Source organism: Streptomyces xantholiticus, from assembly GCF_014651015.1.
Classification (GTDB): domain Bacteria; phylum Actinomycetota; class Actinomycetes; order Streptomycetales; family Streptomycetaceae; genus Streptomyces; species Streptomyces xantholiticus.
The window spans coordinates 26,338-51,859 of the sequence record NZ_BMWB01000025.1; the positions used below are offsets into that span (position 1 = coordinate 26,338).

Annotated in this window: 27 protein-coding genes and 3 pseudogenes; 14 read left to right on the forward strand and 16 right to left on the reverse strand. The window is 68.6% G+C overall.

Annotated elements, in window-relative coordinates; translation table 11 throughout:
* The first annotated feature begins 135 nt into the window (after positions 1-135).
* A complete protein-coding gene (locus tag IE198_RS28465) occupies positions 136-1,209 on the forward strand; it encodes an alcohol dehydrogenase catalytic domain-containing protein (RefSeq protein ID WP_189891701.1) in 1,074 nt (357 codons plus the stop codon).
* 339 nt (positions 1,210-1,548) lie between these two features.
* Here IE198_RS28465 and IE198_RS36730 read toward each other — a convergent pair.
* From IE198_RS36730 to IE198_RS35660, 7 genes and pseudogenes are all read right to left on the reverse strand, one after another.
* A pseudogene (locus tag IE198_RS36730) lies at positions 1,549-2,055 on the reverse strand (DUF4158 domain-containing protein); the annotation flags it as partial.
* A complete protein-coding gene (locus IE198_RS28475; protein WP_189891705.1) occupies positions 2,052-3,056 on the reverse strand; it encodes a MerR family transcriptional regulator in 1,005 nt (334 codons plus the stop codon). The gene IE198_RS28475 and the pseudogene IE198_RS36730, both read right to left, overlap by 4 nt.
* Before the next feature lie 3 nt (positions 3,057-3,059).
* Positions 3,060-3,731, reverse strand: coding sequence for a HEAT repeat domain-containing protein (locus IE198_RS28480; RefSeq protein WP_189891707.1), 672 nt, complete (start codon positions 3,729-3,731; stop codon positions 3,060-3,062).
* Positions 3,732-3,810: 79 nt separating this feature from the next.
* Entirely contained in the window at positions 3,811-3,975 is a 165-nt protein-coding gene (locus IE198_RS28485; RefSeq protein ID WP_189891709.1) for a hypothetical protein, read from the reverse strand.
* Complete coding sequence (locus IE198_RS35650) at positions 3,972-4,301, reverse strand: Tn3 family transposase (RefSeq protein ID WP_229834415.1); 330 nt, start codon at positions 4,299-4,301, stop codon at positions 3,972-3,974. The genes IE198_RS28485 and IE198_RS35650 overlap by 4 nt, the downstream gene beginning before the upstream one ends.
* A gap of 81 nt (positions 4,302-4,382) precedes the next feature.
* Complete coding sequence (locus IE198_RS35655) at positions 4,383-4,658, reverse strand: Tn3 family transposase (protein WP_229834419.1); 276 nt, start codon at positions 4,656-4,658, stop codon at positions 4,383-4,385.
* A complete protein-coding gene (locus IE198_RS35660) occupies positions 4,646-4,762 on the reverse strand; it encodes a Tn3 family transposase (protein WP_308426868.1) in 117 nt (38 codons plus the stop codon). Before IE198_RS35660 ends, IE198_RS35655 begins: the two co-directional genes overlap by 13 nt.
* Before the next feature lie 748 nt (positions 4,763-5,510).
* Between IE198_RS35660 and IE198_RS28495 the strand changes: the two genes are divergently transcribed.
* Positions 5,511-6,239, forward strand: a complete 729-nt coding sequence (locus IE198_RS28495; protein ID WP_189891711.1) for a hypothetical protein — start codon at positions 5,511-5,513, stop codon at positions 6,237-6,239.
* A 133-nt stretch (positions 6,240-6,372) separates the two neighbouring features.
* Here IE198_RS28495 and IE198_RS28500 read toward each other — a convergent pair whose 3' ends face one another.
* Both IE198_RS28500 and IE198_RS28505 read right to left on the reverse strand, forming a co-directional pair.
* Entirely contained in the window at positions 6,373-6,855 is a 483-nt protein-coding gene (locus tag IE198_RS28500) for a Fic family protein (RefSeq protein ID WP_229834420.1), read from the reverse strand.
* A gap of 112 nt (positions 6,856-6,967) precedes the next feature.
* Positions 6,968-8,005 carry a hypothetical protein gene (locus IE198_RS28505; RefSeq protein WP_229834421.1) on the reverse strand — a complete coding sequence of 346 codons (1,038 nt, stop codon included), beginning with the start codon at positions 8,003-8,005 and terminating at the stop codon, positions 6,968-6,970.
* 1,013 nt (positions 8,006-9,018) lie between these two features.
* On the opposite strand from IE198_RS28505, the gene IE198_RS28510 reads away from it, so the two are divergent.
* The 4 genes and pseudogenes from IE198_RS28510 (at position 9,019) to IE198_RS28525 (ending at position 13,478) form a co-directional block, all read left to right on the forward strand.
* Positions 9,019-9,234, forward strand: coding sequence for a hypothetical protein (locus tag IE198_RS28510; protein WP_189891713.1), 216 nt, complete (start codon positions 9,019-9,021; stop codon positions 9,232-9,234).
* A 261-nt stretch (positions 9,235-9,495) separates the two neighbouring features.
* On the forward strand, positions 9,496-10,644 hold the full coding sequence (locus IE198_RS28515; protein WP_229834422.1) for a PP2C family protein-serine/threonine phosphatase: 1,149 nt from the start codon (positions 9,496-9,498) through the stop codon (positions 10,642-10,644).
* Between the two features lie 1,249 nt (positions 10,645-11,893).
* Positions 11,894-12,290 (forward strand): annotated as a pseudogene (locus IE198_RS28520) (DEAD/DEAH box helicase family protein); the annotation flags it as partial.
* Between the two features lie 780 nt (positions 12,291-13,070).
* Positions 13,071-13,478, forward strand: a complete 408-nt coding sequence (locus IE198_RS28525; protein WP_189891715.1) for a peptidase inhibitor family I36 protein — start codon at positions 13,071-13,073, stop codon at positions 13,476-13,478.
* Between the two features lie 607 nt (positions 13,479-14,085).
* Here the strand turns inward: IE198_RS28525 and IE198_RS28530 are convergent.
* From IE198_RS28530 to IE198_RS28540, 3 genes are all read right to left on the reverse strand, one after another.
* Entirely contained in the window at positions 14,086-14,253 is a 168-nt protein-coding gene (locus IE198_RS28530; protein WP_189891718.1) for a hypothetical protein, read from the reverse strand.
* 134 nt (positions 14,254-14,387) lie between these two features.
* Positions 14,388-14,549 (reverse strand): hypothetical protein, encoded by a 162-nt coding sequence (locus IE198_RS28535; protein ID WP_189891720.1) that lies wholly within the window; start codon positions 14,547-14,549, stop codon positions 14,388-14,390.
* A gap of 529 nt (positions 14,550-15,078) precedes the next feature.
* Entirely contained in the window at positions 15,079-15,762 is a 684-nt protein-coding gene (locus IE198_RS28540) for a DUF4386 domain-containing protein (RefSeq protein ID WP_189891722.1), read from the reverse strand.
* A 122-nt stretch (positions 15,763-15,884) separates the two neighbouring features.
* Here IE198_RS28540 and IE198_RS28545 point away from each other — a divergent pair, with 122 nt between their 5' ends.
* Genes IE198_RS28545 through IE198_RS28555 form a run of 3 tightly spaced genes read left to right on the forward strand, consistent with a single transcriptional unit; the run spans position 15,885 to position 17,473 of the window.
* Positions 15,885-16,595, forward strand: a complete 711-nt coding sequence (locus IE198_RS28545) for a TetR/AcrR family transcriptional regulator C-terminal domain-containing protein (RefSeq protein WP_189891724.1) — start codon at positions 15,885-15,887, stop codon at positions 16,593-16,595.
* 41 nt (positions 16,596-16,636) lie between these two features.
* Positions 16,637-16,876, forward strand: a complete 240-nt coding sequence (locus IE198_RS28550) for a hypothetical protein (protein WP_189891726.1) — start codon at positions 16,637-16,639, stop codon at positions 16,874-16,876.
* Between the two features lie 9 nt (positions 16,877-16,885).
* The gene (locus IE198_RS28555; RefSeq protein WP_189891728.1) at positions 16,886-17,473 is read left to right on the forward strand and encodes a hypothetical protein; all 588 of its coding nucleotides are present in this window, start codon (positions 16,886-16,888) and stop codon (positions 17,471-17,473) included.
* Positions 17,474-17,765: 292 nt separating this feature from the next.
* Here the strand turns inward: IE198_RS28555 and IE198_RS28560 are convergent, their stop codons facing one another.
* Positions 17,766-18,506: a DUF6193 family natural product biosynthesis protein gene (locus IE198_RS28560; protein ID WP_189891730.1), complete on the reverse strand. Its 741-nt coding sequence runs from the start codon at positions 18,504-18,506 to the stop codon at positions 17,766-17,768.
* Positions 18,507-19,096: 590 nt separating this feature from the next.
* Positions 19,097-20,080 carry an aldo/keto reductase gene (locus IE198_RS28565; protein WP_189891733.1) on the reverse strand — a complete coding sequence of 328 codons (984 nt, stop codon included), beginning with the start codon at positions 20,078-20,080 and terminating at the stop codon, positions 19,097-19,099.
* 129 nt (positions 20,081-20,209) lie between these two features.
* Here IE198_RS28565 and IE198_RS28570 point away from each other — a divergent pair, with 129 nt between their 5' ends.
* The 4 genes and pseudogenes from IE198_RS28570 to IE198_RS28585 all read left to right on the forward strand — a co-directional run bounded on the left by IE198_RS28570 (position 20,210) and on the right by IE198_RS28585 (position 22,132).
* Positions 20,210-20,629, forward strand: coding sequence for a MarR family winged helix-turn-helix transcriptional regulator (locus IE198_RS28570; RefSeq protein WP_189891735.1), 420 nt, complete (start codon positions 20,210-20,212; stop codon positions 20,627-20,629).
* Positions 20,630-20,892: 263 nt separating this feature from the next.
* Positions 20,893-21,360, forward strand: a pseudogene (locus IE198_RS28575) (transposase).
* A gap of 158 nt (positions 21,361-21,518) precedes the next feature.
* Complete coding sequence (locus IE198_RS28580) at positions 21,519-21,755, forward strand: hypothetical protein (protein ID WP_189891737.1); 237 nt, start codon at positions 21,519-21,521, stop codon at positions 21,753-21,755.
* Positions 21,755-22,132 carry a fic family toxin-antitoxin system, toxin component gene (locus tag IE198_RS28585; protein ID WP_189891739.1) on the forward strand — a complete coding sequence of 126 codons (378 nt, stop codon included), beginning with the start codon at positions 21,755-21,757 and terminating at the stop codon, positions 22,130-22,132. Before IE198_RS28580 ends, IE198_RS28585 begins: the two co-directional genes overlap by 1 nt.
* A 353-nt stretch (positions 22,133-22,485) precedes the next feature.
* Here the strand turns inward: IE198_RS28585 and IE198_RS28590 are convergent, their stop codons facing one another.
* Both IE198_RS28590 and IE198_RS28595 read right to left on the reverse strand, forming a co-directional pair.
* Positions 22,486-23,850: an FAD-binding oxidoreductase gene (locus IE198_RS28590; RefSeq protein WP_189891741.1), complete on the reverse strand. Its 1,365-nt coding sequence runs from the start codon at positions 23,848-23,850 to the stop codon at positions 22,486-22,488.
* Positions 23,851-23,860: 10 nt separating this feature from the next.
* The gene (locus tag IE198_RS28595; protein WP_189891743.1) at positions 23,861-24,838 is read right to left on the reverse strand and encodes an antibiotic biosynthesis monooxygenase; all 978 of its coding nucleotides are present in this window, start codon (positions 24,836-24,838) and stop codon (positions 23,861-23,863) included.
* Positions 24,839-24,917: 79 nt separating this feature from the next.
* Between IE198_RS28595 and IE198_RS28600 the strand changes: the two genes are divergently transcribed.
* The gene (locus IE198_RS28600) at positions 24,918-25,484 is read left to right on the forward strand and encodes a nucleoside deaminase (protein WP_189891745.1); all 567 of its coding nucleotides are present in this window, start codon (positions 24,918-24,920) and stop codon (positions 25,482-25,484) included.
* Positions 25,485-25,522 lie beyond the last annotated feature (38 nt).

Sequence of the window (25,522 nt, forward strand, 5' to 3'; positions counted from 1 at the left end):
GACGTCTCTGCCGACTGTCAGTTCTTCCGGGCCAGTAGCAGGGTCATGAGGGTGACTCGCCCCGGTGACGAGGTAGACACTGGATTTCCTGTGGCCCATCGCCACGAGCGGAGCCGACCATGAGGAGCAGCAGGTATGAGAGCTTTGGTTTTCGACGATTTCGGACAGAAGCCTTCGGTCCGTGAGGTGCCCGATCCGGCGCCCTCCCTCGCCGGGGCAGTGATCAAGGTTGAGGCGGCAGGACTGTGTCGGAGCGACTGGTACGGCTGGCAAGGCCACGACCAGGACATTCGTCTCCTCCCGCACGTGCCGGGACATGAGTTGGCAGGGGTGGTCGAGGCGGTGGGATCGCAGGTCTCGAGATGGCGGCCCGGGGACCGGGTCACAGTGCCGTTCGTGTGTGCATGCGGGACCTGCGGCGCGTGCGCGGCGGGAGAGCAGCAGGTGTGCGAGCGGCAGACGCAGCCGGGATTCCATCATTGGGGCTCGTTCGCGGAGTATGCGGCAATCGATCACGCCGACGTCAACCTGGTCAGACTGCCGACGGCGATGGAGTTCACGACTGCGGCGGTCCTGGGATGCCAATTCGCCACCGCTTTCCGCGCCGTGGTCCAGGTCGGCGCGGTTCGACCGGGTGAGTGGGTGGTGGTGTACGGATGTGACGGGATCGGGCTCTCGGCTGTCATGATCGCCGCGACCGCCGGGGCCCGGGTGGTCGCGGTGGACAGCGGTGGCGAGGCACTGGCCATCGCCGAGCGACTGGGCGCTGCCGCAGTGCACCGCATGTCTGCGAGTGGTGAGGCCCCCGGCAGCACCGGTGGCGTCCCCGAGGCCGTTGATGCGGTCGCCGCCGCGGTCCGGGACATCACAGGAGGGGGAGCCCATCTGTCGATCGACGCCATGGGCCACGCCTTCAGTACCGAGCTGGGGATCGGAAGTCTCCGACGGCGCGGACGGCATGTCCAGGTGCGGGCCACCGGCGGGCTCACCGGGCTGTCGATGAATCGGGTGCTGGCGTACGAGCTGGTGGTCTCCGGTAGCCATGGCATGGCCGCACATGCGTACCCCGCAATGATCGACATGGCGGCGGCCGGCATTCTGCGGCCGGATCTGCTGATCACCAGGACTGTCGGCTTGGACAAGGCCGGGCTCGCCCTGGCCGAGATCGGCACCGTACCCGGCATCACGGTGATCCTCCCTCACGGCTGATGCCGCATCAGGCACGGTTCGCGCAAGGCACGACAGCAGCGCAGGAACTTCAGTTTCTCGACCTCGCCGCCCACATTGTTGGTGAAGCCTGCACCGGTCCGGTGACCAGCCAGTGCAGGCGTGATGGCCTCGGCTTCGGGTCGAAGATCAGCAGCCCGTTAGGCCTGCGCGCGCTCGTCGGTCAGCAAGTGGGCCACGCGGACGTGGGTTTCCCGCTCGTCGGCCTGGCGGGCGGTGCCCACCTTCTCCAGGAGGGTGACCACGCCAGGCCGCATCTCCTTCGTCGAGCTCCAGTACTCGCAGCCCAGGCGGACAACAGCGACGGGGAGTCGTCTCCATGGCGCGGGTCGGCAGGAACCCGTCCAGCTCCTTCAGCTCCAGCGACTTCGCCGGACGCCGCCCCAGATACTTCGTCACCTGCCGCAGATGGTCCGTACGCCTCTGCTCCCGGGCCCTCCCGTAGCCGCCCAGGACCTCGAGCGGCAGGCCGAGCTGCCGAGACAGGCGGCCCACCGCCACCGGCGGAGCAGAGGGAACCTCGGCCGGGGATGAAGCCGAGCCACGGCAGCGTGCACACCTGCACCACGGCGCCGAGAACCGTCTGGGTCGCAGGAACTTCCGCAGAAACGCCTCATCCGCCGGAGTGAGGGTGAAGTAGCGGATCAGCTCGTCCTTGCCGATCACCGGGAACGAGTCCGGGTGGCTCCGCCGGGCCCACCCGGAATGGGAGCCAGTGGCGTGGACGACGTCTCGTATCCGCTGTCCCCCTCCGGTGGACGGCGACAGGACCGGGACCCCGCCGCCCCGGCACGCCTCGTGCGGGGCATCCGGGGAGAGATCCGTCACCGTGCGTCGCGGAGCTGAAGAAGGTACGCGGCAGTCAGCGCAACGGCACGGTCCTCGTCATGAGACAGCTCCACAAGGGCACGTGACGCCGTCGTGCCCGGAATGCCCGCCAGTGCTTGGGTCAGCCGTCCGCGTGCAGGCGCTTCAGTGGTGTCGTGGGCAAGGCGGTCGACGAGCCTGGTCGCGATCTGCTCGGCCGTCGCGGTGTCGCTCGCCAGCTTGCTCAGTGCGTCGGCTGCATCGGTGTCGTTCCTTCCCTCCACGATCATGTCGATGAGCGTCGGCACAACTTCGGCCACACCACGTGTCCCGAGCGCCAGAGCCGCGTACCCGCGGACCGCGACGTCGGGGTTCGTGAGAGCGTCCCGCAGGTGCGCGGTTGCCTCACCACCGGGCAGCTCCGCGAGGGACTGAACTGCACGCTCCCGCACCGCGGCCACCGGTGAGCGCAGGCCCTTGGCCAGCAGTGCCGAGCCGCCGTCACCCGATCGCGCCAGCGCCCAGCGAAGGGCTCCGGCGACGTTCGGCTCCGTCTCGCTCAGTGCCGCCTCGACCAGGACCTCCACCGGAACCGGAACCCCGTCGGCCGAGGAGAGGGCCGCGCGCTGGCGGGCGTCGGCGCTCTGCGACCCGAGTGCCTGGAGGAGCGCAACGACCTGGAGGACGTCCTCCCAGTCGGCGGGGTTCGCGGCGTCGATCCGGCGCAGCCGCTTGAGCAGTTCGGTCTCGGCCGCGATGCGTTCGCGTGTCTGCCGGATGAGGTCGCCGACGAGCGCCGAGGGTGTGAAACCGGGATCGTCGAGCGCGCGCCCGATCTCGCGCAGCGACAGACCAAGCGACCGCAGGCTCTCGATGTGGAAGATCCGCCGGATGTCCTCCCAGGAGTACTCCCGATAGCCGGAGCCCGTACGCCCCGAAGGCCGCACCAGGCCGAGCGATTCGTAATGCCGGAGCATGCGGGCACTGACCCCGGACCGTCTCGCCACCTCACCAATCAGCACAGTTCAATCGTCCGTCTTGGGGGCCCGGGCGAGGGCCACGACGCGCTTGGCCTCCCCGATCGCCAACTCGAATCCGGCGTCCGGGTCTCGCAGCAGTTGTTGTGTGGCGAGCGCGTGCGCACGCACACGCGGGTCAGAGGCCGTCGTCGCAGCATACAGAGCCGGCACCATCACTTCACCCAGCGCGACCAGCGCCTGGCTGAGACTCAGCTGCGTCTCCCGCTCCCCGCGCCCGAGCTGCGTTGCCAGCACCGTGGCCAAGGCGGACTCCTCGCCTTCCGGGACGAGCACGACCGCGGCCCGCCAGGCGCTCCGCGCCACCTCGTCGTCGGCGTCGGACAGGAGCGTGCGTGTGATCGCCGGCCACGCCTGCCGGTCCCCGATCTTGGACAGCGTGTGCAGCGCCTGGCTCCGTGCCTGCGCACGCTCCGAGCGGACTTCGCGAAGCAGCCCGGGGAGCGTCATGGACACCGGATGGCGGGTGAGCGCCCAGGTCAGCATGTCGCGGACGAAGAACTCGGGCTCGATCGCGCATCGCTCGATTAGCTTGTCGACGAAGTACGGGTCAGGCGTCGTGCCGACCGCCAGAGCAGCCCGCAGTCGCACGGACGAACGGCCGTCCTCCAGCGCCTGGAGCGCTCGTATCGCATCCATGTCCTGTCTCGTCATGGTCATCGGGACCACCTCCCTTGGAAAGCAGTGAAGGCGTTGTCACCGTGTCAAGGTCAAACGGGGTCGGCTGCCCGATCACGAGTCACGAAGAGGACGCACCCGGTGTGCTCCAACTGGTCCGGCTCCAGGTAAGCGAGGGCTCGATGATTGCGGCGCGGTCACGGGCGGCGTAGGCGCGCGTCAGGTCGAGCGCCCACCACGCGGCCTCGTTCATCCGGGGGTCGGTGAAGCCCTGGAAGTCCTTCATCGCGTCTCCGTGCTCGATCGGTCGGCGGCGTCGGCCGGGATGCGGGGGCGAGGTACGGAGGCTGCAGTCCCGAGGTCGAGGCGCTTGTCCATGTCCGAGCGGAAGGTGCCGTACGGGTTGACGTTCGACCAGAACAGGACGGTCAGGCCGCGCCGGTCCTCGTCTCTGAGCTTCTTCGCCCAGGCCGGTTCGGCCAGGACCTGTTGCACCAGCAGCGTGTTGACGTGGACGAGTGCGGACGGGAGCAGGTACAGGGCGAGCATCGAGGTTTCGGCGTGTTCCTTGTCCGGGCCGGTCAGGGCGCCGTCCTTGCCGTAGCGCAGCACGGTGTTGGCGCTGCTCCAGTTCTCGACGACCTGGAGCCCGCCGTGGATCTCGCGGCGCGGGCCGGGGCTGGCCAGGTAATCTCAGGCGAAGACCGTGCGCTCGGCACGGCCGAGTTCTTCGAGGGCCTGGCAGGTGGGGTGCTTGGGGCCGCCGCGGGTGAAGCGGCGAGCACCTGCTCGGCCTCCGCCGTCCCCAAGGTGCAGCACGGTCGCGTACTTGACCATCTGGTCGTACTGCTGGGCGATCAGGTCCCAGCGGATCGGCCTCGTCAACGAGGCGCCGAGCGCGGGCCAGCCGGGCGGGGCGTCGTCCGGACGGTACAGGCGGATGCTGCCGATGTTCTTCAGCCGGGGCAACAGCGGAAGTTGAGCAGCTCGGTGAAAGCGAACCCGACGACCGAGGCTCCATGCGTATCGACGTGGTTCGACTCGATCTCGGCGTCTGTGCAGTGCCGCAGCAGGCCCCTCGATCATCGCCGCGACCTCGGATGACGAGCAGGACTTGAGCTGGGAGTAGACGCAGACGTCCTTGCGCTCCACGTGCCAGTGGATCACCACGCCATTGCCGCTGTAGCGGGCGTGGTTTGGGGGCGGACTGCGAGGAACCACCTCGCCGGCCTTCGCGGTTCGCGCGGGCGGCGCCCTCCACGGCCTCGACCTGCGGGCGGACCCGGATGCGGGTGCTGATCTTTTCGGAGAAGGTCCTGTCGCGCGGGATGCCGTGCGCGCTTAGCGCGTCCAGCTGCGATTGCAACTCCCGGGTGAAGTAGGAGCACCGCGCGTACCCCATGCGGATGTCCGCTGCCGTTGTGTCCGTCTCGGGCGCGGCCGACGGCGGGGGCGCCGGGCCGCCAGGGTTGGCCGTGGCTGCGGTCACGCAAGGGCCTGTCAGGGGACGGCGGGGGAAGTCGAGGCGCTCCTGGTGGTGCGAAAAGCGGGATGAGGGGGCGGCGGTCGCCATCGCCGTGTACGAATCGTTCGGGCGCGGGACGGAAACCTTCCTGGCCTGTCGGCATACGCGCCGGACAGCCGGGACAGCAATCAGCCATGTCTGAAAGCGACGACCAAGACGCCGACTCAGGAACCCGGAACGAGGCCGCCGCGTCCTCGGTCCGGCCGCTCGCTGCTGCCGGCGCCGAGCCTGACGGGCGGGACATCCAAAGAACTCGGCCAAGCAGTGGCTCAGCCGCCGGGGAGCTGCCCGCCGGCATGGGACACAACGGCAACGGGGGCGCCGGCGAGAGCGACGGCACGCGTGAGAGTAGTGGATCCGGTGACGCCGCTGGCGCCGGTGCCGACTCAGCCACCGATCACGGTGACGATGACCGTGGCACCGGCCGGGAGCCGGCCGAGCCGCCCGCCGATGACGCGCAGCAGCGGCCCTCCCCCGAGCTGGACCGGCCCATGCCCTCTCCCGGATCCTCCGAGTCCGCTCTCGTCCAGACAGGTCGCGCCGTGACGGCCGCTCTCACCGTCCTCGCGGCACTCGGCGGTCTGGTCCTCGGCATCAGGGCGGAGTTGCGGACCACCGAGGAGGCCGAGCAGGCGGACGCGAAGATGGTGTCCTTCTACCGGACCCCGACAATGATCACCGTGCTCAATGGCAGCAACCGCGTCATCGCCATGCGCCTGTCGCTGGAGCAGCCGAGCGTCTGGTGGGACCTGCAGGCCGTGCCGCCTTGTCAGAAGATCGACATTCCGCCGGCTCTGCTCAAGATGTCCATGTCGGAGGCAGTGCCGCGTGTGACGGTCGAAGACGTCGATCTCAATCGACTGCGACTGGAGTTCATGGACTCCGAGGGAAAAACTTGGACACGCGCCGGCGGAGGCCCGCTCCGCCGGTCCGCAGGCTGGGAGCAGTCCCTGACCTCTGTGCGCATGGTCAGTCCGGAGCCATGGAACGCCAAACCTGAGGAGGCTCCCGGTTGCGGCGCTTAGAGGAGCTTGGCGATCGAGTGATCGAGTGCTCGGGGCTGGGCAGCATGTCGCGGGCGGCTCGGATGATGTCCGGGTCGACGATCACGGTTTGTTGAAGCCTGGCGCAAGGTGTCGGCGCTCTCGCCCTGAGGCTTCAGTGCCGGCGGCGGTTCAGTACCCCGATGAGAGCGGCAAGGTCGGCGGCGCCCGCCGGGTCATCCGCGTAACGGGTGGTCTGGAGAGGGCCGACCTCAGGAAGGACAATGTTCTCCCTGGCCAGGACGTGGACCAAGGTCAACAGGGCAGCGCGGGCATTGCCATCGGTGAAGGGGTGGAAGAACGCCACGTCGAGGTATGCGCGGGCAGCGCGGGCCGCCAGCGGGATGTCTGGGTCGGTCGTCTCGCGGAGGCAGGAAGCGAAGTCGGCCTGGGTGCGCGGAGTCAGGCCGTAGCGCTCGCGGCCGGCCTTCGCATAGGCGTCGTTCGCGCGGAACGGTGCCTCTGCTTCGCCGAGGACCTCGCGCTGCCAGCCGGCCAGCAGGGCGAAGTTCAGAGGGATGCGGCGTGCGGCATTGGCTCGGGCCAAGGTGTGGGCGGCGAGCAGACGCTCGGCGCGAACGGGGTCGCGTCGGCGCACCGGCCCGTCGCACCAAGTCCGGAATCCGTCGCTCGCAGGGGGAACCCGCCGTAGGACTGGTGCGTGTTGCCAGTCGGCCTCGCGGCGCACGCGCAGCCAAACCGAAAGGCTGTCAGTAGCGGTCATGGAGATCCTCCAGGGCCGCCCTCTCATGGTGGTCCCGGTAGGGGGCGTGGCCGGTGAGGCCGACGGCGAGGTCCTCGCCGACGGATTCGATCAGCGTCCGTTCAGGGGTGACCCAGCTCTTGAACCGGCCGCCGATCGCGCTCTCCACTGCTCGCCCGGCTTCGGCCTGGTCCATGCCGGTGGTGGTGAGGAACCAGCCCAGAACCATCGAGGCCTGCCCGTGCCAGCCACCCTCCGCTCCCGAGTCGAGCGCGTGCGTCACGAGCCGGACGCAGGCTCGCTCCATGTGCCAGCTGCGATCCTCGGGTGAGGCGCCTGACGGCGGCGCCAACTCGGCGAAGCGCTGAGCCGTCCGCTCCAACCACTCCCGCCACTCCAACAGCGCGGCTACGACGCGTGCCGCGGTTTCGTCAGGGGTCGTCACCGAGCTTGCCCCGCTGACCCAGCTACCGATGGGCCCGCCGTAGCGGTAGCACCAGCTCCATCCCCAGGCCCAGGTGCCGTATCGCTCCCGGATGATCGCGTCCACCTGGCTTTCACACCAGCGTTCGCCCTGCCACCAGCCAGCCATACCGGAGAGCACGGGTGGCACCCACTCACGGACCAGCGAGCGGATGTGGGCTTCCTCGTCCTCGTCCCAGGCGAACGGGTGGCGGGCCGGGTCGAGTTCATCCCAGTTCCGAATGCCCTCGTAGGTGATGGGGGGCACACGGTTCTCGGGGAAGGGCAGGGTGTCACGGTTGTACGTCAGCGCTGGCCACTCTTCCTGTCCGATGTGATCGACCCGCCAGTCTCGCTCGAAGACGCTGGGGTCGCGAACGGTTTTCCGGACCGAGCCCCGGTGCGGCCATCCGTGCAGAAGCCCGCTCTCATCGTCACCGACCGACGGTTCTCTCAACGGCCGGCGCCCGGCCTCGGCGGGCGGAAGAACGTGTGCGGCCGAGGAAGTGATGTGGTCGAACTGGAGCGGAGACAGGCGCGCCAGCAGGTCGTGGGTGACGGGGAAACCGTCGGAGGCGAGCACACGTCGCGGAACCGGGAGTCGATGGCCGCAGGGTCGAGCAGGGCGCGGAGGATCGTCCGCGTCGCCTTGGTGTTGCTGACGCATCCCGGTGACAGAGCGGCGCACGACCGGATGGCGGGGTCGGGGTCGGCAAGCCAGCTGGTGGTGTCCTCGCCCCAGGCGCCGATGGCCAGGATGTTGGCAGCGCGTTCACGCCGGTCGGTGCTCTCGGCGAGTAGATGACGGAGGATCTGGGTGGTTCCGGAGACTCGGCCGGCCAGTTCGGGAGACTGGAGGAGCGCGGCGGTGGCGCTGAGGGCGGCCTCCCGGACGTTGGGGTCCGGGGCCAGGCCGCGACGAGGAAGCCGCCGCGCTGCTCGCCGCCGGGACCGAGCACTGGTGTTCCGACTTCCTGTGGTGCTGTCGAGGCCTCGATCGCGACACGGCGATCGGGCTGCTCGCCACGATCCGCGAGCTCCAGGGCCACACCGACGAGGCGATCGCCCTGCTGCGCACCGGCAGCACCACGCTGCTCAACAACCGAGAGCAACTGGCCGCGCTGCTGGCACGGCACGGCCGGCTCGACGAGCTGCGGGCAGCTGCGGCGACTGATGACTCGGGGTACGCCGTACAGCAACTCGCGAGGTTGCTGGAGGAGCGCGGCGACGTGGAGGGGGCGATCGCGGCATACCGGCAGGCCGACGGACCCGTGGCCCACGACACCTCTTCGGCGTTCGAGCTCGCGCAGCTCCTGGCCCGGCACGGCCGGGGGAACGAAGCGATCGACGTGATGCGCGTCCAGGCCGACGCCCGCAACGAGGACGACTGGATCCTCCGTACCCTGTCCGACCTGTGCCTCGACCAGGGCCCGCCCCGAGGACGGCCTGGCGCACGTCAACGCCCTCGCCGCCGCTCGCGGGGGCGAGGAGGAGTGGGACCTGTACTGGATACGGCTGCCGCTGATCGCCGCCCGCGACGGCGGCGACGAAGCGATCGCGCAGGCCCGCTCCCATCCCGACGGCGCCACCTCGTACGTGGCACCGCACATCGCCGAGCTGCTCGCCGGCGACGGACGCACCGAGGAAGCCGTCGCCGTCCTCGAACAGCACGCCTCCGCGAACAGCCATGACCTGGCCGGCTACCTCATCGACCTCGGCCGCGTCGAGGACGCCCTAGCCGTCCTCCAGCGGCGCACCCCCCGGCAGCCCGAGCTGTCGGACGGCACCTGGCACGACGATCCCCCGATCTGAGGCCGTGTTCGGACGCGCCGGGTAGCGTCCCGTCACCTGGAGAGCGGTGTGCCGGTTGGCCTGGGCGGATGGCATGAGATGCGCCGCCGTCACGCTGACAGTGGTTGACGGGATGCTGTACGTCGGCTGCGACGACAAGCAGGTGTACGCCTTGGCACTGAGGACAGCCGGGCATAGCTCCCGGGGTTTCTGGAAATCGCCGAACGGGCCGGCAAGCGCGACGACCGATCCCCAGCCTTTATATCCCGATATGATGGCTTCGTGATCATGCTTGGTCGGCTACGGCGCCGTCGCTTTCCCTACGACGGCAGGTGGGAAGCTGCACTGCTGTCGCCCGTGATCCTCACGGTCCTCATCGCCGGCCTGGCGTTCTCCACACCCAGGGAGATCGCTTTCAGCCGTCTCCTGCCCGCGGCGCCTGCCCTCGCCGCCGCGATGTGGCCCGTACTCCCCACGATCCTGCTGGGGGCGTTCTGCCTGCTGGTCATGATCAGCCTCAGCTTCTTCTACACCGACCTGGGGACGCCATACACGGGGGCTGCGATCGTCGCGGTCACCTTGGCCGCCGCCTACACAAGCCATCGCCGTCTCCAGCGGGAGGAGACGCTCTTCCATATCCGGCTCGTCGCCGACGCGGCCCAGAAGGTGCTGCTGCGCCCCCTGCCGGCTCGCATCAATGACATCGAGATCGAGTCGCTGTACCTGGCTGCCCAAGAGGAGGCCCGGATCGGCGGCGACTTCTATGAGGCGGCCGACACCCCGTACGGGGTCCGGCTGCTCATTGGTGACGTGCGCGGCAAGGGCCTGTCCGCGGTAGGAGCGGCATCGGCGGTGATCAGCTGCTTCAGGGAGGCCGCGTATGACGAGCCTGACCTGAGGGGCATCACCCGGCGCTTGGAAACCAGCATCACCCGCCACATCGCCGCGTTCCCCGGCCCGGACCTGCCGGAGCGCTTCGCTACGGCTCTCGTCGCGGAGGTCCCGCGTGGCGGTGGCCACGTCAGACTCATCAACTGCGGGCACCCTCCGCCGCTGCTCGTGCACCACGGGCAGACCCGCGTCCTGGAGCCTTCCACCCCCTCGCCGCCCCTCAACCTCGCGACGCTCATCGGAGACACCTACTGCGTCGACACGGTCGCCTTCGCCCCGGGCGACCAGTTGCTTCTCTACACCGATGGCGTGACGGAGACCCGGGACCACGCGGGCGAGTTCTTCCCACTCCCGGAGTGGATGGGGCAGCAGGGCCTGATGTCGCCCCGCGAGCTGCTCGACCGGCTTCACCGCGACCTGTTCCAGTACAGCGGCGGACGGCTCGACGACGACATCGCGGCCCTCGCATTGCGGCCGAATACCCGTGCCCCCATCCGACCTGGGTCCGAACAACGACAAAGCCCCGGGCCTGTGATCTGAGGCTTTCGCGGGGGGCGGGTGACGGGAATCGAACCCGCGCTCTGCTTGGGAATCTCCGCGCTTCTGGGCTTGATCCGACTCCTGACCGGCGGCAACGCCTGTCGTGGCGAATACTCGGACGCACCCCGGGCATCCGGTGTTGACCGCGGTTCACCGACCTGTCGGGCATGTATCGGCACGAGCGTGCGACCGGGGTTCAGACGCCTTCGCCGCGGTTGATCCGCTTCGCCGCCATGTGCTGAGCTTGGGCCTCGCGACGCAGGCGACGTTCGTAGTCGGCGACCTGTTGCCGCACGGGTCGGCTGGTAGCTGTCCGAATCAGCCGTTCGTTTTCGCGATCCACGAGGAATGGTCCGTTGCCCCAAAACGAGCGAGCTGTCAGCAGCCTCAGCCCTCACGGAGGCCACCGCACGCTCATCGCCTCGGCCAGAGCCTTGCGCGTGAGGCCCTGAGCATCCCGCGCGCTCTGCAGGATCTCCCACAGCAACTGATCTGGCTCCCACTCCGCGCCTCGCCCGGGCGCCGTCTCACGGTCTTGCAGCATCGGTCCCCTGACTGTGCTGCCCCGCTGCCTCGCGGGGCCGTACTCCACCGCCGACCACGCGGGAAAGGAGATTTCCCCTTTCTACCCGTGGGTACCGTTGCTGTCGGCACCTTGGCGCCGCCGCCCGGTCGGGCGGTGTCCCCCAGGTCAGCACGGTAACGGCCACCGGAAAGGAGGGCATCGATCGCCCGTCGATTCTCCCGTCCGCGACTCCCGTGGGCAGCCACCGACCCTCCCACGCAGTCCTGGGGCACGAGCATCTGACCAAGGACCCTGCCTGGCGCTCTCCGGCGGGCTCCGTACCGGACCACTGGGAACTCATCGCTCTCGTCCGCGGGGCCTCAGCAGGCGACGACCACAGCAGACTGCAACGCCTGGACCGGCACGTCCTGCGGTGGATGAGCGAGGCGTTCCTTCGCGGCCGCGCGCCGCCTGGTCGGCTCCGGCCGCAGTGAGGCGGATGAGCACCTGATCGCGGCGGCGCGCTCGATCCTCGCCGAGGGCGGCCGTCGGCCGGAGGGCCAGTCGGCGATCGCCGTGCACGGACCGCGTCCCGAGGGTGAGGACGCGGCCTTGCGGATCTGGCCCGAGCGCGGCCTGGCCGCCGACCGGACGGTCCACCGTTCTCATGGCTCGTGTCGATTCCGGTCTACACGGTCCGTCGAATTCGTTGGCGTGGGAATTGCCGTCAGGGGAGGAAGCGTCGTGATCCAGCTGCGTGAGCACCAGGTGGAGGCGAAGCGGGCGATTGTCAGGGCGGCCGCGTTGTCTGCACGCATGGAGGCTCCGGCTCGTGGTGTGCGGGCAACGGTGGTGTCGGCGACCGGTTCGGGCAAGACCTACACCGCGGCGGCGGCCGCACTGGACCTGTACCGGCACGGCCGCGTGTTGGTGATGGTGCCGACGCTCGAGCTTCTGGTGCAGGGCCCAGTCGTGGCGGAGGGTCGGCCACAGCGGGCCGATGGTCGCGGTGTGCTCGATCGAGAGGGACGAGGTCCTCGACGCGCTGTGCGTGCGGACGACGACGAACTCGATCCAACTGGGCCTGTGGGCGGGGTCCGGCCCTGTGGTGGTGCTCGGGGCCAGCTCCTGCTCCCTGGTCGCCGTAGGGAGCGATAACGGCCTCGTGGTAAGCCCGCCAGGACCGCCAGGAGTTGCTCTCTGTCCTCCTTGTCAGTGAACCGGTGGGCCCAAGGCGGCGCACCCTTGGTGCGGTCGAGCCGGGCGATCTCGTCGCGTACCCGTTCCGGTGGAGTGTCGATGACGGCCTTCATCGCCTCGCTCATCCCCTCCGCGGCCTCCGGCGGGTCAAGAAGTCGGGGAAGTAGGCCGTGCGTGGGAACACGGCGATGAGCAGCGTCAGCACGGCCTGGCCTTGCCGAGGGGCGTGCCGGTGAGCGCCGCACACGTCGTGCGGAACCAGTCGGCGTACATCCACCGGCCCTGTCGGTCTGGGAGCGGTGCAGGCTGCAGGCGATTGCCCACAGCGGATCAGGGCGTGAAGCCAAGCGAGTGCATAACAGGTCGGTGTTGCCGAAATGAATGCGCAACATGTCCGCTCCCCTACGCGGGCTGCCGCATGGCGTGTCCCAGGCCCTGCGTGTGCGTCGACTGGGCCGAGATTCACACACGCCCTCGGTCCCATTCAATGCGGGAACAGGCCGAACTTCCGCAAACGAAGCGAGACGTCCAACACCGCGCGTTCATTCCGAGGACGGCTCCCCATCCTCTGCCGGACCTGCGTTCTTCGACCGTGCTCAAATGTCCTCGCCGTCCAGACCGGATGCCGCCAGCATGGTGCTCGTTCGCCCATCACCGGCGCAGCAGAGCCGGATCACCGTCGCCGTGCGAAGAGACGGCAAGGGAAGACAGGGGAAAGAACATGTTAGGAACGCGCAGTATCCGCATCGCGCTGACCGGTGCCGCCGTCGCCAGCTTCGCCATGATCATGCCGCCCGCCTCGGCCTCCGAGGCGGTGCCCCCGCCCGCGTACGCCGACTGTCCCAGTGGCAGCGTCTGCTTCTATACGGGAACCGGCGGCACCGGTTCCCGGTGCACCTGGAGCAACGCCGACCCGGACTGGACTTCGGGGAGTGTCACCTGCTCCTGGGCGCGGACTCAACCGGCCCGCTCCATGTACAACCACGGAACATCCAGCGCCTACACCGCAGTCGCCTTCTACACAGGCGCGAACTACACCTCCTACAACGGCTGCATGGGGCAGGGCTGGGCAGGCAACATCGGCCCCGCATACCTGCGCTCCCACAAGTGGGTCACTTTCGCCTGCTGAGCCTGCCGCTCAGGACCGGTCACGAGGCTGGCGGTGCCAGTGCCCAAGTGTCACCTGGCCGTGGCGTCGGGTATGGGGGTCCGAGCGACGGCCGTCTTCGCCCCCAGCCCCCACCCCACCCCACTTCGCTGGGCACACGCAGGTGCCGCTGATCGCGACGTTCCCCGGCTCCCGGAAGGCCCGGGCTGGTGGTACGAGCCCAAGTTCGATGGACACGGTCATGCTGAGCGAGCCGGAGTCCGTGGTGCTGCAAGCGCGCTCCGGCCGGGCGCGCAGCGCACGAACCGGGCCGCAGGGCAGCGGAGCGCCCGGCACGCAGCAAGGCGGGAAGGAAGCGCAGCGGACCGCCCCCACCAGGCGACACGGACCACGCGACCTGGGGAGAGAGCGCCTGGCGGGGCTGCTGCGCCCGGGCTCCCCGCGGGCGGTTGGTGGCGAGCAGCTCGGTGCAGTCGACGTCCAGGGGCAGGCCGATGACGGTGAACGTCCGGGTGGCTGCCGCGGTCATGTGATCAGCTCGAACGTCGCGCTCTCGATGGACCGGGTTCGCAGGTCTCCCTCGGCAGCCGGGACGACGTAGGCGCCGTTGTCGCCACCCCAGAGGGTCTCAGGACTTTCCCCGTCCTCGCCCTCGGCCGCGGTGCGGGAAGTGCTCCAGAACGGCCTCTGCCGCGTTCTGTTCGGCCTCGTCGAGGGCTTCTCCCTCGGCGACGACGGCGAAAGCCGACGTGGGATCCCAGCAGTCGTACCAGTCGCCGACGATCGTGTATTTCATGGGATCCCTTTCTCGGTGATCCGGAGGCCCCGGCCCCGGAATTCACGTCCCCGGGCCCGGGGTGACCTGGTGTCAGTGGCGCCGCGCGCCCAGTAGGTGGGCGTTGATGCGCAGCAGGTAGAGGTCGAGCGGCGTCAGGGCCTGGTCCTCGGTGAGCCCGTGATGTCGGTCCTGGGGTCCGTGGCTCCGGTGAAGATGACGTCGCCGAAGTGCAGGCCCGGGTGGGGCTGGTAGTCCAGCAGCAGGGCCGAGGCGTGCGGGTTGCGCGGGCGGCGCAGCCCGATGGTGTCGGCCAATCGGGGGATGGCCGGCCCTGAATTGCCGTGCGTCGCCGGCGCATTGACGAGCGGTCGCCGGGGGCCGGGCGGCCGGCCGGGCAGACAGGTGCACCCCGGTGCGGCCACGTACCGTACCGGGGCGCAGGGAGGGGTGGTCAGGCCGCGAGGACGATGTGCGGAACACTGCCGCCGACGGGTCGCAACAGTGGGGGTCCAGGTCGACGGTGGCCGTCTGGGTGTCGCCGTGGACGGTGAAGACGGTGGCCCAGGCCGCGGCGCTGCGCTGGATGGTGAGGGCCTTGCGGGCAGCGTCGACCGGGTCGGTCGCGTTCAGATCGATCTCCCAGGTCACGTGGTACTCGGGCACGGTTCTGCCTTCGGCAGGCGAGGCGGAGGGCGCCGGCCGACGGCGCAGCCGGTCGCCGGCGGGGGTCAAGCAGCGAGGACGAGGGCCGCGTTGTCCAGGCTGCACTCGTCGACGCTGACGCAGTGAGTGAGGTGGTCGAGGTGGTCGAGCCGGACTTCTTCGCCCTCGGCGTCCTACTCGTCACGAGCGGCGAGGAGCTGGATTGAATCCTTTGGTGATGAGCCGGACGGCAAGTGTCACTTCCCAGGCGAATACGGGGATCGCCATGACCGACCCCACCAGGGAGACCTGCTCGTAGAGCCCGAACATCACAGCGGTCGCCGAAGCGCAGATCAACGAGCCCCCGACAAGTCCCAGGACGGCGATGAACCGTGGCACGAGCCCCGAGCGGTACATCAACCACGCCAGAACCAGCGAGTTCGCCCCCAGGATGAAGTTGGGCCCGAAGAGGAACGTCCAGTCATGGATCGCTACGAGCGTTTCGCCGGCCGTGACGAGAGACCCGGCATCGGCGTCCGACGTCTGCGCGAAGTCTCTCCTCAGCGTCACGACCGACAGGACGCTGATGATGCCGACGACGAGGACGGCGGCTTCAAGAAGGCGAGCGCAGACATAGCCCAGCGCGGCCCCCTCGTTCTGCCTCTTGATGATCGGAAACAGTGTGACCCCGGTGCCGATGACGGCCGTCACGAGGACGATCTCGAACAGCGCCCCCAGGAACACCCGAGTGTCGGCGCCGGAGCCGACGACGTACTCGGCGCCGTCCAGAGCGGGGCCGTACAGCGCGAGCCCGCCGATCGCGGAGACCTCGGTGAGAAGGAAGAACACACCCGCGACAACAGCGGTCTTTCTTGTTGAGTCCATCTGGACCCTCCACCTCATGCATGGTGTACGGCGTACACCTGCGGCCCAGGGTAGGCGTACGCCGTACACTCGTCAAGGTGGGAGTCCGGTTCACGACGGATCAATCAGGGAGCTGATCGGAAATGGCCCAGCAGACGGAGGCAGTGCGCCGGGCGCCTCTGAGCAGGGACCGAGTGCTGCGCGCCGCCGTCGCGCTTGCCGATGAAATCGGGATTGAAGCGCTCAGCATGCGAAAGCTCGCGCAGCAGCTGGGTGTGGTGCCGATGGCCCTCTACAAGCACGTCGCCAACAAGGACCAGCTCCTGGACGGCATGGTCGATGTCGTCGTCGGCGAGATCGACCCTCCGGCGCCGGAGTCCGACTGGAAGAGCGCGGTCCGACAGAGGATCCTCTCGGCGCGACGAGCTCTCCTGGGCCACTCCTGGGCGGCGCAAGTGGTGCAATCGCGAGCCCGCCCGACGCCGGTCGTACTCGCGTATATGGACTCGGTGATCGGAATGTTCCGGACCGGCGGCTTCTCCGTCGATCTGACGCACCATGTGATGCACGCCCTGGGCAGCCGGATGCTGGGGTTCACCCAGGAGCTGTTCGACGCCTCACCGAGCCCCGACCCGGAGGCGCAGGCGGTCGTGGTCCCTGCGGACGCCGGGAAGTTCCCCTACGTGACGGAGCTGGCCATGGCAGTCGCCCACGACGAGGAATCCGTCGTGGGCCAAGGCTGCGACGATCAGTTCGAGTTCGAGTTCGCGCTGGACCTCCTCCTGGACGGATTCGAACGACTCCGTCAGCAGGGGTGGACTTCCGCCACCCCTTCGGGGGAGAAGACCGCCTGAAGGGGGCGGCAGCACGGCGGGCGGGTGCCGACGGCGAACTCTTGCGCCAGGAACAGCGACTGCTCGGCGGCGGCGATGCGGGACAGCCCGGCGCGCTGCTCTCCGATGGCACGGCAGCCGTCCAAGGGGCGCAGGACGTCCGGCCGGAGCTCTTCTCGGTGTGTGTGCTCGATGGGGCGGCTGCCAGTGCCGCCGTGGTGGTGGTGCGCGGAGCATCGGTGACGCCGCCCGCCCCCGCGGTGGCGAAGGGCGCCTACGGTGAGCTGCGGGGCGGCGGATAGCGTGCGGGCATGGCGAATACGGGGAAGCGACGGGTCCTGTACCGGCAGGGCAGCGGATTCTGGCGGATGACGGCGAAGTGGGTTCTCGTCTTCGGGGCCCTGTACCTGCTGGACGGCGGGCTGCTCCGGTCGTGGGGCGACGCTCTGGTCTGGCCGATGATCGGGATCCTGCTGTGGGTGCCGTTCGGGATCGGCGTCGTCTGGTACCCGAAGAAGGACCAGCGCGTCGAGCTGACGGTGCGTGAACTGCGGGTGCGGCGCAAGCGGCTGCCGATGGAGAAGGTGAACCTGCTGCACGTGGCGCGGCTGTGGCTGGAGGGGCGGTCAACCGCGGACGACCAGCCGGTGCTGGAATGGACACGGTTCGACCGGGTGGTGTGGGTGCCGCTGCGGGACGGCCGAGCGTTCGGCGTGGAGTTCCGCGACCCGGCCGCGTTCGCCAAGGTCTTCGGCGCCTTCGCGGTCGCGGCGTGCGGCGGGCCCGACATGGTCCGCGCGAGGGCCGCAGCGGAGACCTACCCGGATCCGCTCCCGATGCGGCCCCGCCCCGCCGACGACCCAGGCTCCTGGCTGGACCTCCTGGACATCTTCAACTGACAGCGGAAACGCCGGCAAGGGGCAGCACTCCGTCAGGGACACGGGGAACTGCACAGGGCCGGCGTTCTCGACCAGCTCCCCCGGGAGGCTTTTCCACAAACACCTCCTGCTACTTGCCGAACCTGCCTGCGCCAACGAGTATGCGCCTGAGCTGAACAGGAACCCTTCGCCCCCTGGATCGCTGTCAACGCAATCGCATCCTGGCATATCGCCGCGGGCAGGACATCGACACCGCCGGCCCCTGGTCAGGGTGCAGGGCCAGCTGTGACTGAGCAGCTCAGATGGGGCGGGATCATCCGCCGAGCGTGGTTGGGCCGAGGCCGGACGGCAGCCGGCGCACTGCCACTGCCACGGCCTCCTGCGCTGTGGCGAATTGACCAAGGTCCTGGCTGATGAGGCCCCTGCCCACTCCGTACGTGCCGTCGCTGTTGGCGCTCAGGCACGGTCCGACGAGGGTCAGGTCCGGACGGGTGGTGGTCGAGAAGCGCAGTGCCCAGTGGCTCGTGAAGGGGTAGAGGGCGCGCAGCGCCGGCTCGGCGAGCGCCGCCTCGATCAGGTTGCGGTACGTCTCCTGCCAGGCGTATTCCAGTTCGGCCGCCTCCTGGCGCATGCCCTGCCATTCGGATTCCGTCAAGCGCGCGGGATCGTTGTCGGGCACCTCGAACCGGCCGGTCAGGTGCACGAAGGGTGCCGCCTGTCGGATGTCGTACAGGGTCGCCCCGTCGTGCCACGCTCGGGCGGCCCTGGCTACCTCCGCCAGGTCGTCCGTCCTGCCGTCGATGAGGGGCATGCTCTGGAACGGTTCCTCGCCGCGGATCGACCACCGCCGTTCGTGCGACCATGCGCTGATCGCCAGCGGCTCGCGGTGCGGCAGGGTACTTGCGACGGCCGCGTGGCGCAGCGGCGCGAAGCCCGGGGATGTAACGGGGACGGCCCCGAGGCAGCCGTCCGCCTCGGCCCGCAGCGCTGCGGCGAGGCTGCCGCGGGCCGCGATGTCGGGATACAGGACGGAGGGATCGGGAGGGGTGGGCACGGCTCCTGATTGTGCCCGAGTCTCCGATTCCCAGGGCAGGCGGATGGCGCGCCAGAGGCCTGGTCGGCTCCATTCAAGGTGCTGATAGCACCAGCCAAGGGCGTGCAGGACCCGCCCGCGGTGCCCGCTGAGGTGCTCCAGATGTGAATTGAGCTGACCAGTTGCCAACTGCAGTGGACAGTCTCAAAACGCTGTGACTGAGCGCTGTAGTTGGCCTCACCGGCCAGGTGCGTGCTCAGGTGCGACGTCCCGTCCGCCGCCTGAGCCCTCGAAGCCGTAGCGTCAGATTCCGGCGGCATGCAGTTGGGCGAAGGTGCCCACCTTCAGGACGATCGCGTCTGCGGCTCGCAGCCACGCCTTTCGCCGGCGACCGACAGCTCAAGGGCTGGCTGCGTAGGCGGGAACGGAAGCACCTTTAGCCCAGTTCGGGAGGGGTCGTCGGCTGATGGTGCGTGGAGTGTTGGTGAGAACCAACACAGCCCATCAGTGTGTGCAAGGGGTCGGGTGGTCCGGGGGTATCTCACCTCCGGACCACCCGACCGCTCTGAGGGCTGGGGTGGCGGGCGAGCCGGCGGAGGGGAGGGCTGGAGTCAGTTGTTGACGCGGTCCATGAGCTGGTCGGGGTAGCGCGGCCCGGCGGCGGCGCCGGGCGGGAGAGCTGCGTCCAGGGCGGCGAGGTGGTCGGCGTCGAGACGGGCGTCGGCGGCCGCGGTGTTCTCTTCCAGGTAGCTGATGCGCTTGGTGCCGGGAATGGGGATGATGTCGTCGCCCTGGTGGAGGAGCCATGCGAGGGCCAGCTGTGTCGGCGTGAGGCCGGCCTCTGCCGCGAAGGTGCGGACCTGGTCGGCCAACTGCAGGTTGCGGCGCAGGTTGTCGCCCTGGAAGCGGGGGTCGAAGCGGCGGTAGTCGTCTGCGGCAAGTGAAGCGGTGTCCTTGATCGCGCCGGACAGGAAGCCGCGGCCGACCGGTGAGTAGGGGACAAGGGTGGTCCCGAGCTCGCGGGTGGTCGGGAGGATCTCGGTCTCCAGGCCGCGTTCCCACAAGGAGTATTCGCTCTGGAGCGCAGTGATGGGGTGAACGGCGTGTGCCCGGCGCAGGGTGTCCGCGTTCACCTCGGACAGTCCGACGTGGCGGATCTTGCCTTCCGCGACGAGTTCGGCCAGGGCGCCGACGGTTTCCTCGATCGGAACGGCGGGATCACGCCGGTGGAGGTAGTACAGGTCGATGTGGTCCAGGCCCAGCCGGGTGAGGGAGGCATCGACGGCCTTCTTGGCGTACTGCGGGGTGGAGTCGACGGTGAAGGTGCCCTCGTGCAGGCGGGCGCCGAACTTGGTGGCCACGACGGCTTCCTCCCGCCGTCGGCCCGCCAGGGCGCGGCCCAGCAGGGTTTCGTTGTGGCCGGAGCCGTAGACGTCGGCAGTGTCCAGAAGGTTCACGCCCAGGTCGAGGGCGCGGTGGATGGTGGCTATGGACTGGGTGTCGTCGGTGGCTCCGTAGAACTCGGACATGCCCATCAGGCCGAGTCCGACGGCGGAGACCGACGTTCCGTTGATGCCCAGGGTGCGCTGCTGCATGAGTGATGGCTCCTTGCTGAAGCGGAGGGATGTGGGTGTGCAGCCGGAGCCACACGACCATAAAGTTATGCTCCATAATTATAATAGTCAACACTTGTCAGGTCGCATAACTTTTTATAGCTTGGAGGGATGACGGCAGACGAGCCCTTGACCTCCGAGGTGATCCACCTTTTCGCGAAGGTCACCGACCGCTACACCCGCGAGTACGAGGCCGCCGCGGCTCATCACGGCCTCACCCCTCAGCAGGTGAAGGCACTGATCGCCCTGAATGAGGCCCCGCTGCCCATGCGTCGCGTCGCCGAACGACTGGGAGCCGAGCCGTCCAACCTCACCGGCATCGTGGACCGCCTGCAGAACCGGGGCCTGGTCGAACGCCGGCCCGAACCCAACGACCGGCGAATCAAGCTTCTCGCCACCACAGACGCCGGGAAGGCAGCGGCCCAAGACCTGCGCAGCCGTCTGCGCTTCGCCCGCAACCCGCTCGCCGCCCTCGACGAAAAGCAGCGCCGCGACCTGCGCGACCTGCTGCAGCTGATGACCGACGAGTAGAGACCAGGTCAGCAACGCGCCCCCAGGCACGCCCCCACGTCCCGGAGCCCACCAGCCGATCGAAGATCCGCTTCACCGAGTGCCGCTGCTCGCTCAGGTCCGCCCGCAGCATCGGCTCGATCAGCGGCTCGGGCGTCGGCTCCTTGCGCGGCTCCGGCCAGCCGACACCAGGGCTTTCTCTACTGTCAGAAGGCCGACACCATCTGATCGTTTCAGAATGAAGTTCATCGTGCGGCTTGGAAGTTGGGTGTTGCGTCGGCAGGATCTGTTGGAGGTCTGCTGATCTTGCGCCTGATGACCTGTGGGAACGCGTGGCCCCCGCTGTTGCCTGCTCGTCCGCCTCGGCGGCATCGGTATCCCGGGCGGTTGCCGGCGGACGACCGGGCTGCCTTGCGGGGCGTCGTTTACCTGCTGTGCAGGAGCGTGAGCCGGGGGGACGTTCCGGCTGAACAGGTCGGCTGCAGCAGTGTGACGGCCTGGCGGCGTCTGCGGGAGTGGACCGAGGACGCCTTCTCCGGGCCCGCGGCATCACATCGAAGATCGACCGTGAAGGCACCGCCCACGGCTCCGGCCTGGGCGGGACCCGCTGGGTCGTCGAGCGGACCTTCGCCCGGCTCCACCAGTTCTAGCGGCTACGGATCCGCTACGAGATACGAGCCGATCTCCACCTCAGCCTGCTTCAACTCGCTTGCAGCATCATCCGCTTGAGGAGACTGCGAACCTCATTCTGAAACGATCAGCCAGGGAGGCATGGAAGCGAGCTCGCTGCCGTGGGCGAGAGCCGCAGGCCAGTACCGGAACCGCGCGGCCAAGACTCATCGCCATTCGAACTGCGGTTTCAAGTTCTCACCGCCACCCCCGCATGGTAACACCTGTTACCATGCGAATTATGGCGAAGAAACAGTTGGGCGCCCGTGTGGACGCCGACATTGCAGACCTGGCAACCAAGCGCGCAAATGACCTTGGCTTGAGCATCGGCGACTACCTGGCGCGCCTGGTGTCCGAGGACGTCAGCGGCCTGCGGGCCCGCGGAGTGGATGCAGCCGCTCGCTTCCTGGGCGAGCACCAGGCCCTGTTCGACGACGCAGAGAACGCACAGTCGACGCCGGGGACGCGCGCCGCCTGATGGAGCTGCATATCGACGTCCCCTGGATCCTGCAGGTCGCCGAGGTTGCAGGCGCCGGCGACCCTGCCCCTGATGACTACGGCGTTCCGCTCGCGGCCGTCGCCCGTCATCGCGCCGAGCTCTTCGGGCAGCCGGTCTACGACGGCCCGTACGCCAAGGCTGCCGCACTGGTGCACACCTTGGGACGCTGCCGGTGGCTCGAGCGTTCCAACCTTGCGGTGGCAGCCGCCACGGGCGTCATGTATCTGGAGGCCGCCGGAGTCTCGGTCAAGGTCACCCGCGACGACGCGATGGCCCTGCGCGACCTGCTCCTGGATCCGGCCTGCGACGCCCACAAGATCGCCGAACTGCTGCGCTCCTGGGCGCCGACAGATTGAGAGTGCGAAGCGCCGGAGCGATTTCCACTCCCAGAGCGGGATGCCGCTGGCGCCACTGATCGGCATCCTGCACCCCCTTTCGCCAGATATGTACAGTTTCCCGCTCACTTCCGCGGGAACCACCATCAATGCCAGGCGCAGGATGTGGCGGCTGACTGCGCCCGGCGGAGCGCAACGAACGCGGCCGTGCGATGGGGTGGTGAGAATCGTGACTCGTCCGGTGGAGTGGGGTTCTGAGCCTTGGGCTGGTCACCGTGCCAGTGAAGATGTACACGGCCACGGACAGCCACGTGATCCATTTCCGTCAGCCGCAGCACGGAACATCGGACCGGGTGCGCAATAAGCGTGAGTCTTCACGGCGTGAGGTAGGTGTGGAAGACATTCGCCGGGTCGTACGCGGCCTTCAGCGCACGCAGCCGCTCCCAGTCTTCCGGAGCGTAGGACCTCCGAGCCCTGGACGCGTCGGCGGTGAGGTCGGCTTCGGCGATGTAGTGGCCGGTTCCGTACGGCTCGACGGCACGCATGGTGTCCCGGAGCCAGCGGGTGTTGACGGCGTCCGCCGCAGGTTCGTCCCAGATCGCGAAGGGGGCGACATAGGTCTCACCCAGCACCGAGAAGGCCATGTCGAGTGAGAGGGTGGGGTCCCGCGAGGCGGGCCACAGGGGGGCGATGACGAGCGACCGCTCGGAGGGGGCGTGGGTGACCGAGGCGGCGAGCGCGGGCAGCAGGGTCTCGTGCCCGGTGTCCGACCACAGGGTGTCCACCATATTGCGGTGTCCTTGGGGCCAGAAGCCGGACGACGTGCCGTACAGGTCCTCGAAGGTCTTCGGCTCGTCCACCTGCCGGAACAAGGCGCGTTCGGCGAACGGGCAGGCCCGCAGCGGCTCCAGGCAGCGGACGGCCTCGTGACGCGTTCGAGCGAAGGCGGTGCCGGTGAAGCTGATCACCTTGGGCCTCGGCGATGCCGCCGTGATATGCGGGGAGGCGGTCGCGAGCATGAAGGACGCCTCGACATTCGCCGGTAGCCGCTGGGCTGCCTCGGTGGCCCAGCGGGTCACCGGTTCGACGTCGGCCAAGGCAAAGACGTACGTGGTCTCGGCGACCGCCGCCGGGAGGTCGTGCAGCGTTACGTGGAAGCGGGTGGCGACGGCGAAGAAGCCCGGGCCTGCCCCGCGTGCGGCCCAGAACAGGTCGCGGTTCTCGTCCTGGCTGCAGGTGATGCGGTCGCCGTCCGCCGTGACCACCTCGACCGCCCGCACGCCGGCGGCAGCCGGCCCGAGGTGGCCGGAGTTCCAGCCGAGGCCGCCGCTGAGGAGGTAGCCGCTCAGGGCGACGGGTCCGCAGTGCCCGGCCGGGAAGGCGAGGCCGTGCGGGGCGAGCGCGGCGACGAACTCGCGGCCGGTGAGCGCGGGTTGCACGGTCGCGGTGCGCGAAGCCGGGTCGATCTTGCACGTGTCGAGCACGGAGAGGTCGATGAGCATGCCGCCGTCGCGCAGCGGTGAGCCGCACCAGCTGTGCCCATGGGCGCGTATGGCGACCCGGAGATCCTCGGAGCGGGCCAGCCGGATGGCCGCCGGGACATCGCGTTCCGAGGCGACCCTGACGATCAGGTCGGGAAAGCGCTGCGGCTTGAGGTCGTTCCACAACATGGCCGACCATGTGCTGTCGTAGGCGGCGTCGCCCCGCCGGACGATTTCCCCCTCGATTTCTCCGCTCATGATGGGCTCCTCAGCCGGTGGTCAGCCCGAAAACCAGCAGGCACACCGCCCAGCACAGCACCACGAGGGCCGCCCCCGCCACATGGGTGCGCACACCACGCGCCCGTCCAGGCACCAGCCAGAAAGCGAGGACCCGGTTCACCAGGGGCATGAACAGCCAGGTCAGGGCGGAAACGCTGAGTACGTTTCCGATGAACAGGCCGATGTAGCCGGGCAATCCGAGGTTGTCCAGCTCATAACCGACTGTCAGGTTCAGGACCATGACTGTGGGATACAGCGCCAGCACCACGGTCATGGCCTGTTTCCAGTTGGGCGGGACCGCCTCGTCCGGGTCTTCCCCGAAGCGGAACCAGCCGCTGAACGCGGACCCCACCTTGCGCACATCGTAAGAAGAGAAGTACTCCTGTCCCTCCTCCAGGAGCTTTGCGCGGGCGCCGGACGCAAGCCACTCGTCGAGGTGTTCGCGAGTGTCGAATCGGAATACGACGACCCAGTTGTCCTGAACCCCCTTGACCGGCTTGAACAACTCGGCCCCCATGAAACCCGGATACTTCTCCTGGGCCTTGAGGACCTTGTCCTGCCACCGTACGAAGTCCTCCTCCCGGCCCGGTCGCACGTCATGGGAGATGACCGCCGTGACGGCTTCCCCTTTGACGGGCGGCGGCGCACCGCCGGCCAGGACTTCCTGAGTCGGCGTCCCATCGAACAGCGGACGGCCCTCTGCGAGTAGTTCCTGGCGCTCGCGGGACTCAAGCCAGGCGGTCAGCTGGTCGATACGGGAGAAACGGAAGACCACCACCCACGCGCGCTCGTCGCCGGTGCCCGGGGGATACATTTCCGTCCCCTCGAATCCGTCGAATGCCCGCACGGCCTGGTTGGTCCGCTCCTGCCAGCGCTGATAGTCGTCATCGCGGCCTTCCCGTACTTTCTGGGAGGTCACAACGGTCGCAGGGCCGCCGGAGAGGGCACGGCTTGCAGTGACACCCATGCCGAGTAGTCTAGTTCAAAGGGGTGTTATCGGACAAACGGGGCAGTTCTCTTCGGTAAATGGTAAGCGGAGGTCCGACATGGGTCACAAGGAGTTTTTGGCGGAAGCGGTACGACTGGCCACTGAATCCGTCGAAGAAGGTTGGGGCGGTCCGTTCGGTGCCGTGCTCACCCGGGACGGCGAAATCGTGGCCCGAGGGCAGAACCGCGTTCTACTCACCGGCGATCCCACCGCGCACGCCGAAGTAGAGACCATACGCAAGGCCGTGCAGCGCCTGAACCCCGAAGCTCCCTCCATATCGCCCGAACACCAGAACGCGAGCACACTCGAATATGTGCCGCGGCCCGAAGGATCCCCCGACCAGGTGCCGGAGCGGGCCCGGATGCTCAAAGGCTGCTCGATCTACATCAGCGGCGCACCCTGCCCGATGTGCATGAGCGCCATCTACTGGTCGAGGATCGACAGCGTCTACTACAGCTGCGATCTGACGGCCACACGCGAGATCGGCTTCGATGACGCCTTCCAGTACGAGGACTTCCAAAAGCCCCTCGACCAGCGCCGGATCCATGTAGAGCAGATCCACCCCGAGCTCGGCGCCCAGGCCTACGAAGCCTGGACACACAAGCCCGACCGGCACCCGTACTGAACAGGACGAGCGGAGGGAGGTTCCGCGGCCGTTCGCAC

Bases quoted from the DNA above. Each gene is read 5' to 3' on its own strand.
- IE198_RS28525 (WP_189891715.1), top strand. From the start codon at position 13,071: ATGTTAGGAACGCGCAGTATCCGCATCGCGCTGACCGGTGCCGCCGTC.
- IE198_RS28585 (WP_189891739.1), top strand. From the start codon at position 21,755: ATGGAGCTGCATATCGACGTCCCCTGGATCCTGCAGGTCGCCGAGGTT.
- IE198_RS28485 (WP_189891709.1), bottom strand. From the start codon at position 3,975: ATGAAGGACTTCCAGGGCTTCACCGACCCCCGGATGAACGAGGCCGCG.
- IE198_RS28465 (WP_189891701.1), top strand. From the start codon at position 136: ATGAGAGCTTTGGTTTTCGACGATTTCGGACAGAAGCCTTCGGTCCGT.
- IE198_RS28580 (WP_189891737.1), top strand. From the start codon at position 21,519: ATGGCGAAGAAACAGTTGGGCGCCCGTGTGGACGCCGACATTGCAGAC.
- IE198_RS28480 (WP_189891707.1), bottom strand. From the start codon at position 3,731: ATGACCATGACGAGACAGGACATGGATGCGATACGAGCGCTCCAGGCG.
- IE198_RS28530 (WP_189891718.1), bottom strand. From the start codon at position 14,253: ATGAAATACACGATCGTCGGCGACTGGTACGACTGCTGGGATCCCACG.
- IE198_RS28570 (WP_189891735.1), top strand. From the start codon at position 20,210: ATGACGGCAGACGAGCCCTTGACCTCCGAGGTGATCCACCTTTTCGCG.
- IE198_RS28545 (WP_189891724.1), top strand. From the start codon at position 15,885: ATGGCCCAGCAGACGGAGGCAGTGCGCCGGGCGCCTCTGAGCAGGGAC.
- IE198_RS28595 (WP_189891743.1), bottom strand. From the start codon at position 24,838: ATGGGTGTCACTGCAAGCCGTGCCCTCTCCGGCGGCCCTGCGACCGTT.
- IE198_RS28555 (WP_189891728.1), top strand. From the start codon at position 16,886: ATGGCGAATACGGGGAAGCGACGGGTCCTGTACCGGCAGGGCAGCGGA.
- IE198_RS28600 (WP_189891745.1), top strand. From the start codon at position 24,918: ATGGGTCACAAGGAGTTTTTGGCGGAAGCGGTACGACTGGCCACTGAA.
- IE198_RS28495 (WP_189891711.1), top strand. From the start codon at position 5,511: ATGGGACACAACGGCAACGGGGGCGCCGGCGAGAGCGACGGCACGCGT.
- IE198_RS28590 (WP_189891741.1), bottom strand. From the start codon at position 23,850: ATGAGCGGAGAAATCGAGGGGGAAATCGTCCGGCGGGGCGACGCCGCC.
- IE198_RS28540 (WP_189891722.1), bottom strand. From the start codon at position 15,762: ATGGACTCAACAAGAAAGACCGCTGTTGTCGCGGGTGTGTTCTTCCTT.
- IE198_RS28565 (WP_189891733.1), bottom strand. From the start codon at position 20,080: ATGCAGCAGCGCACCCTGGGCATCAACGGAACGTCGGTCTCCGCCGTC.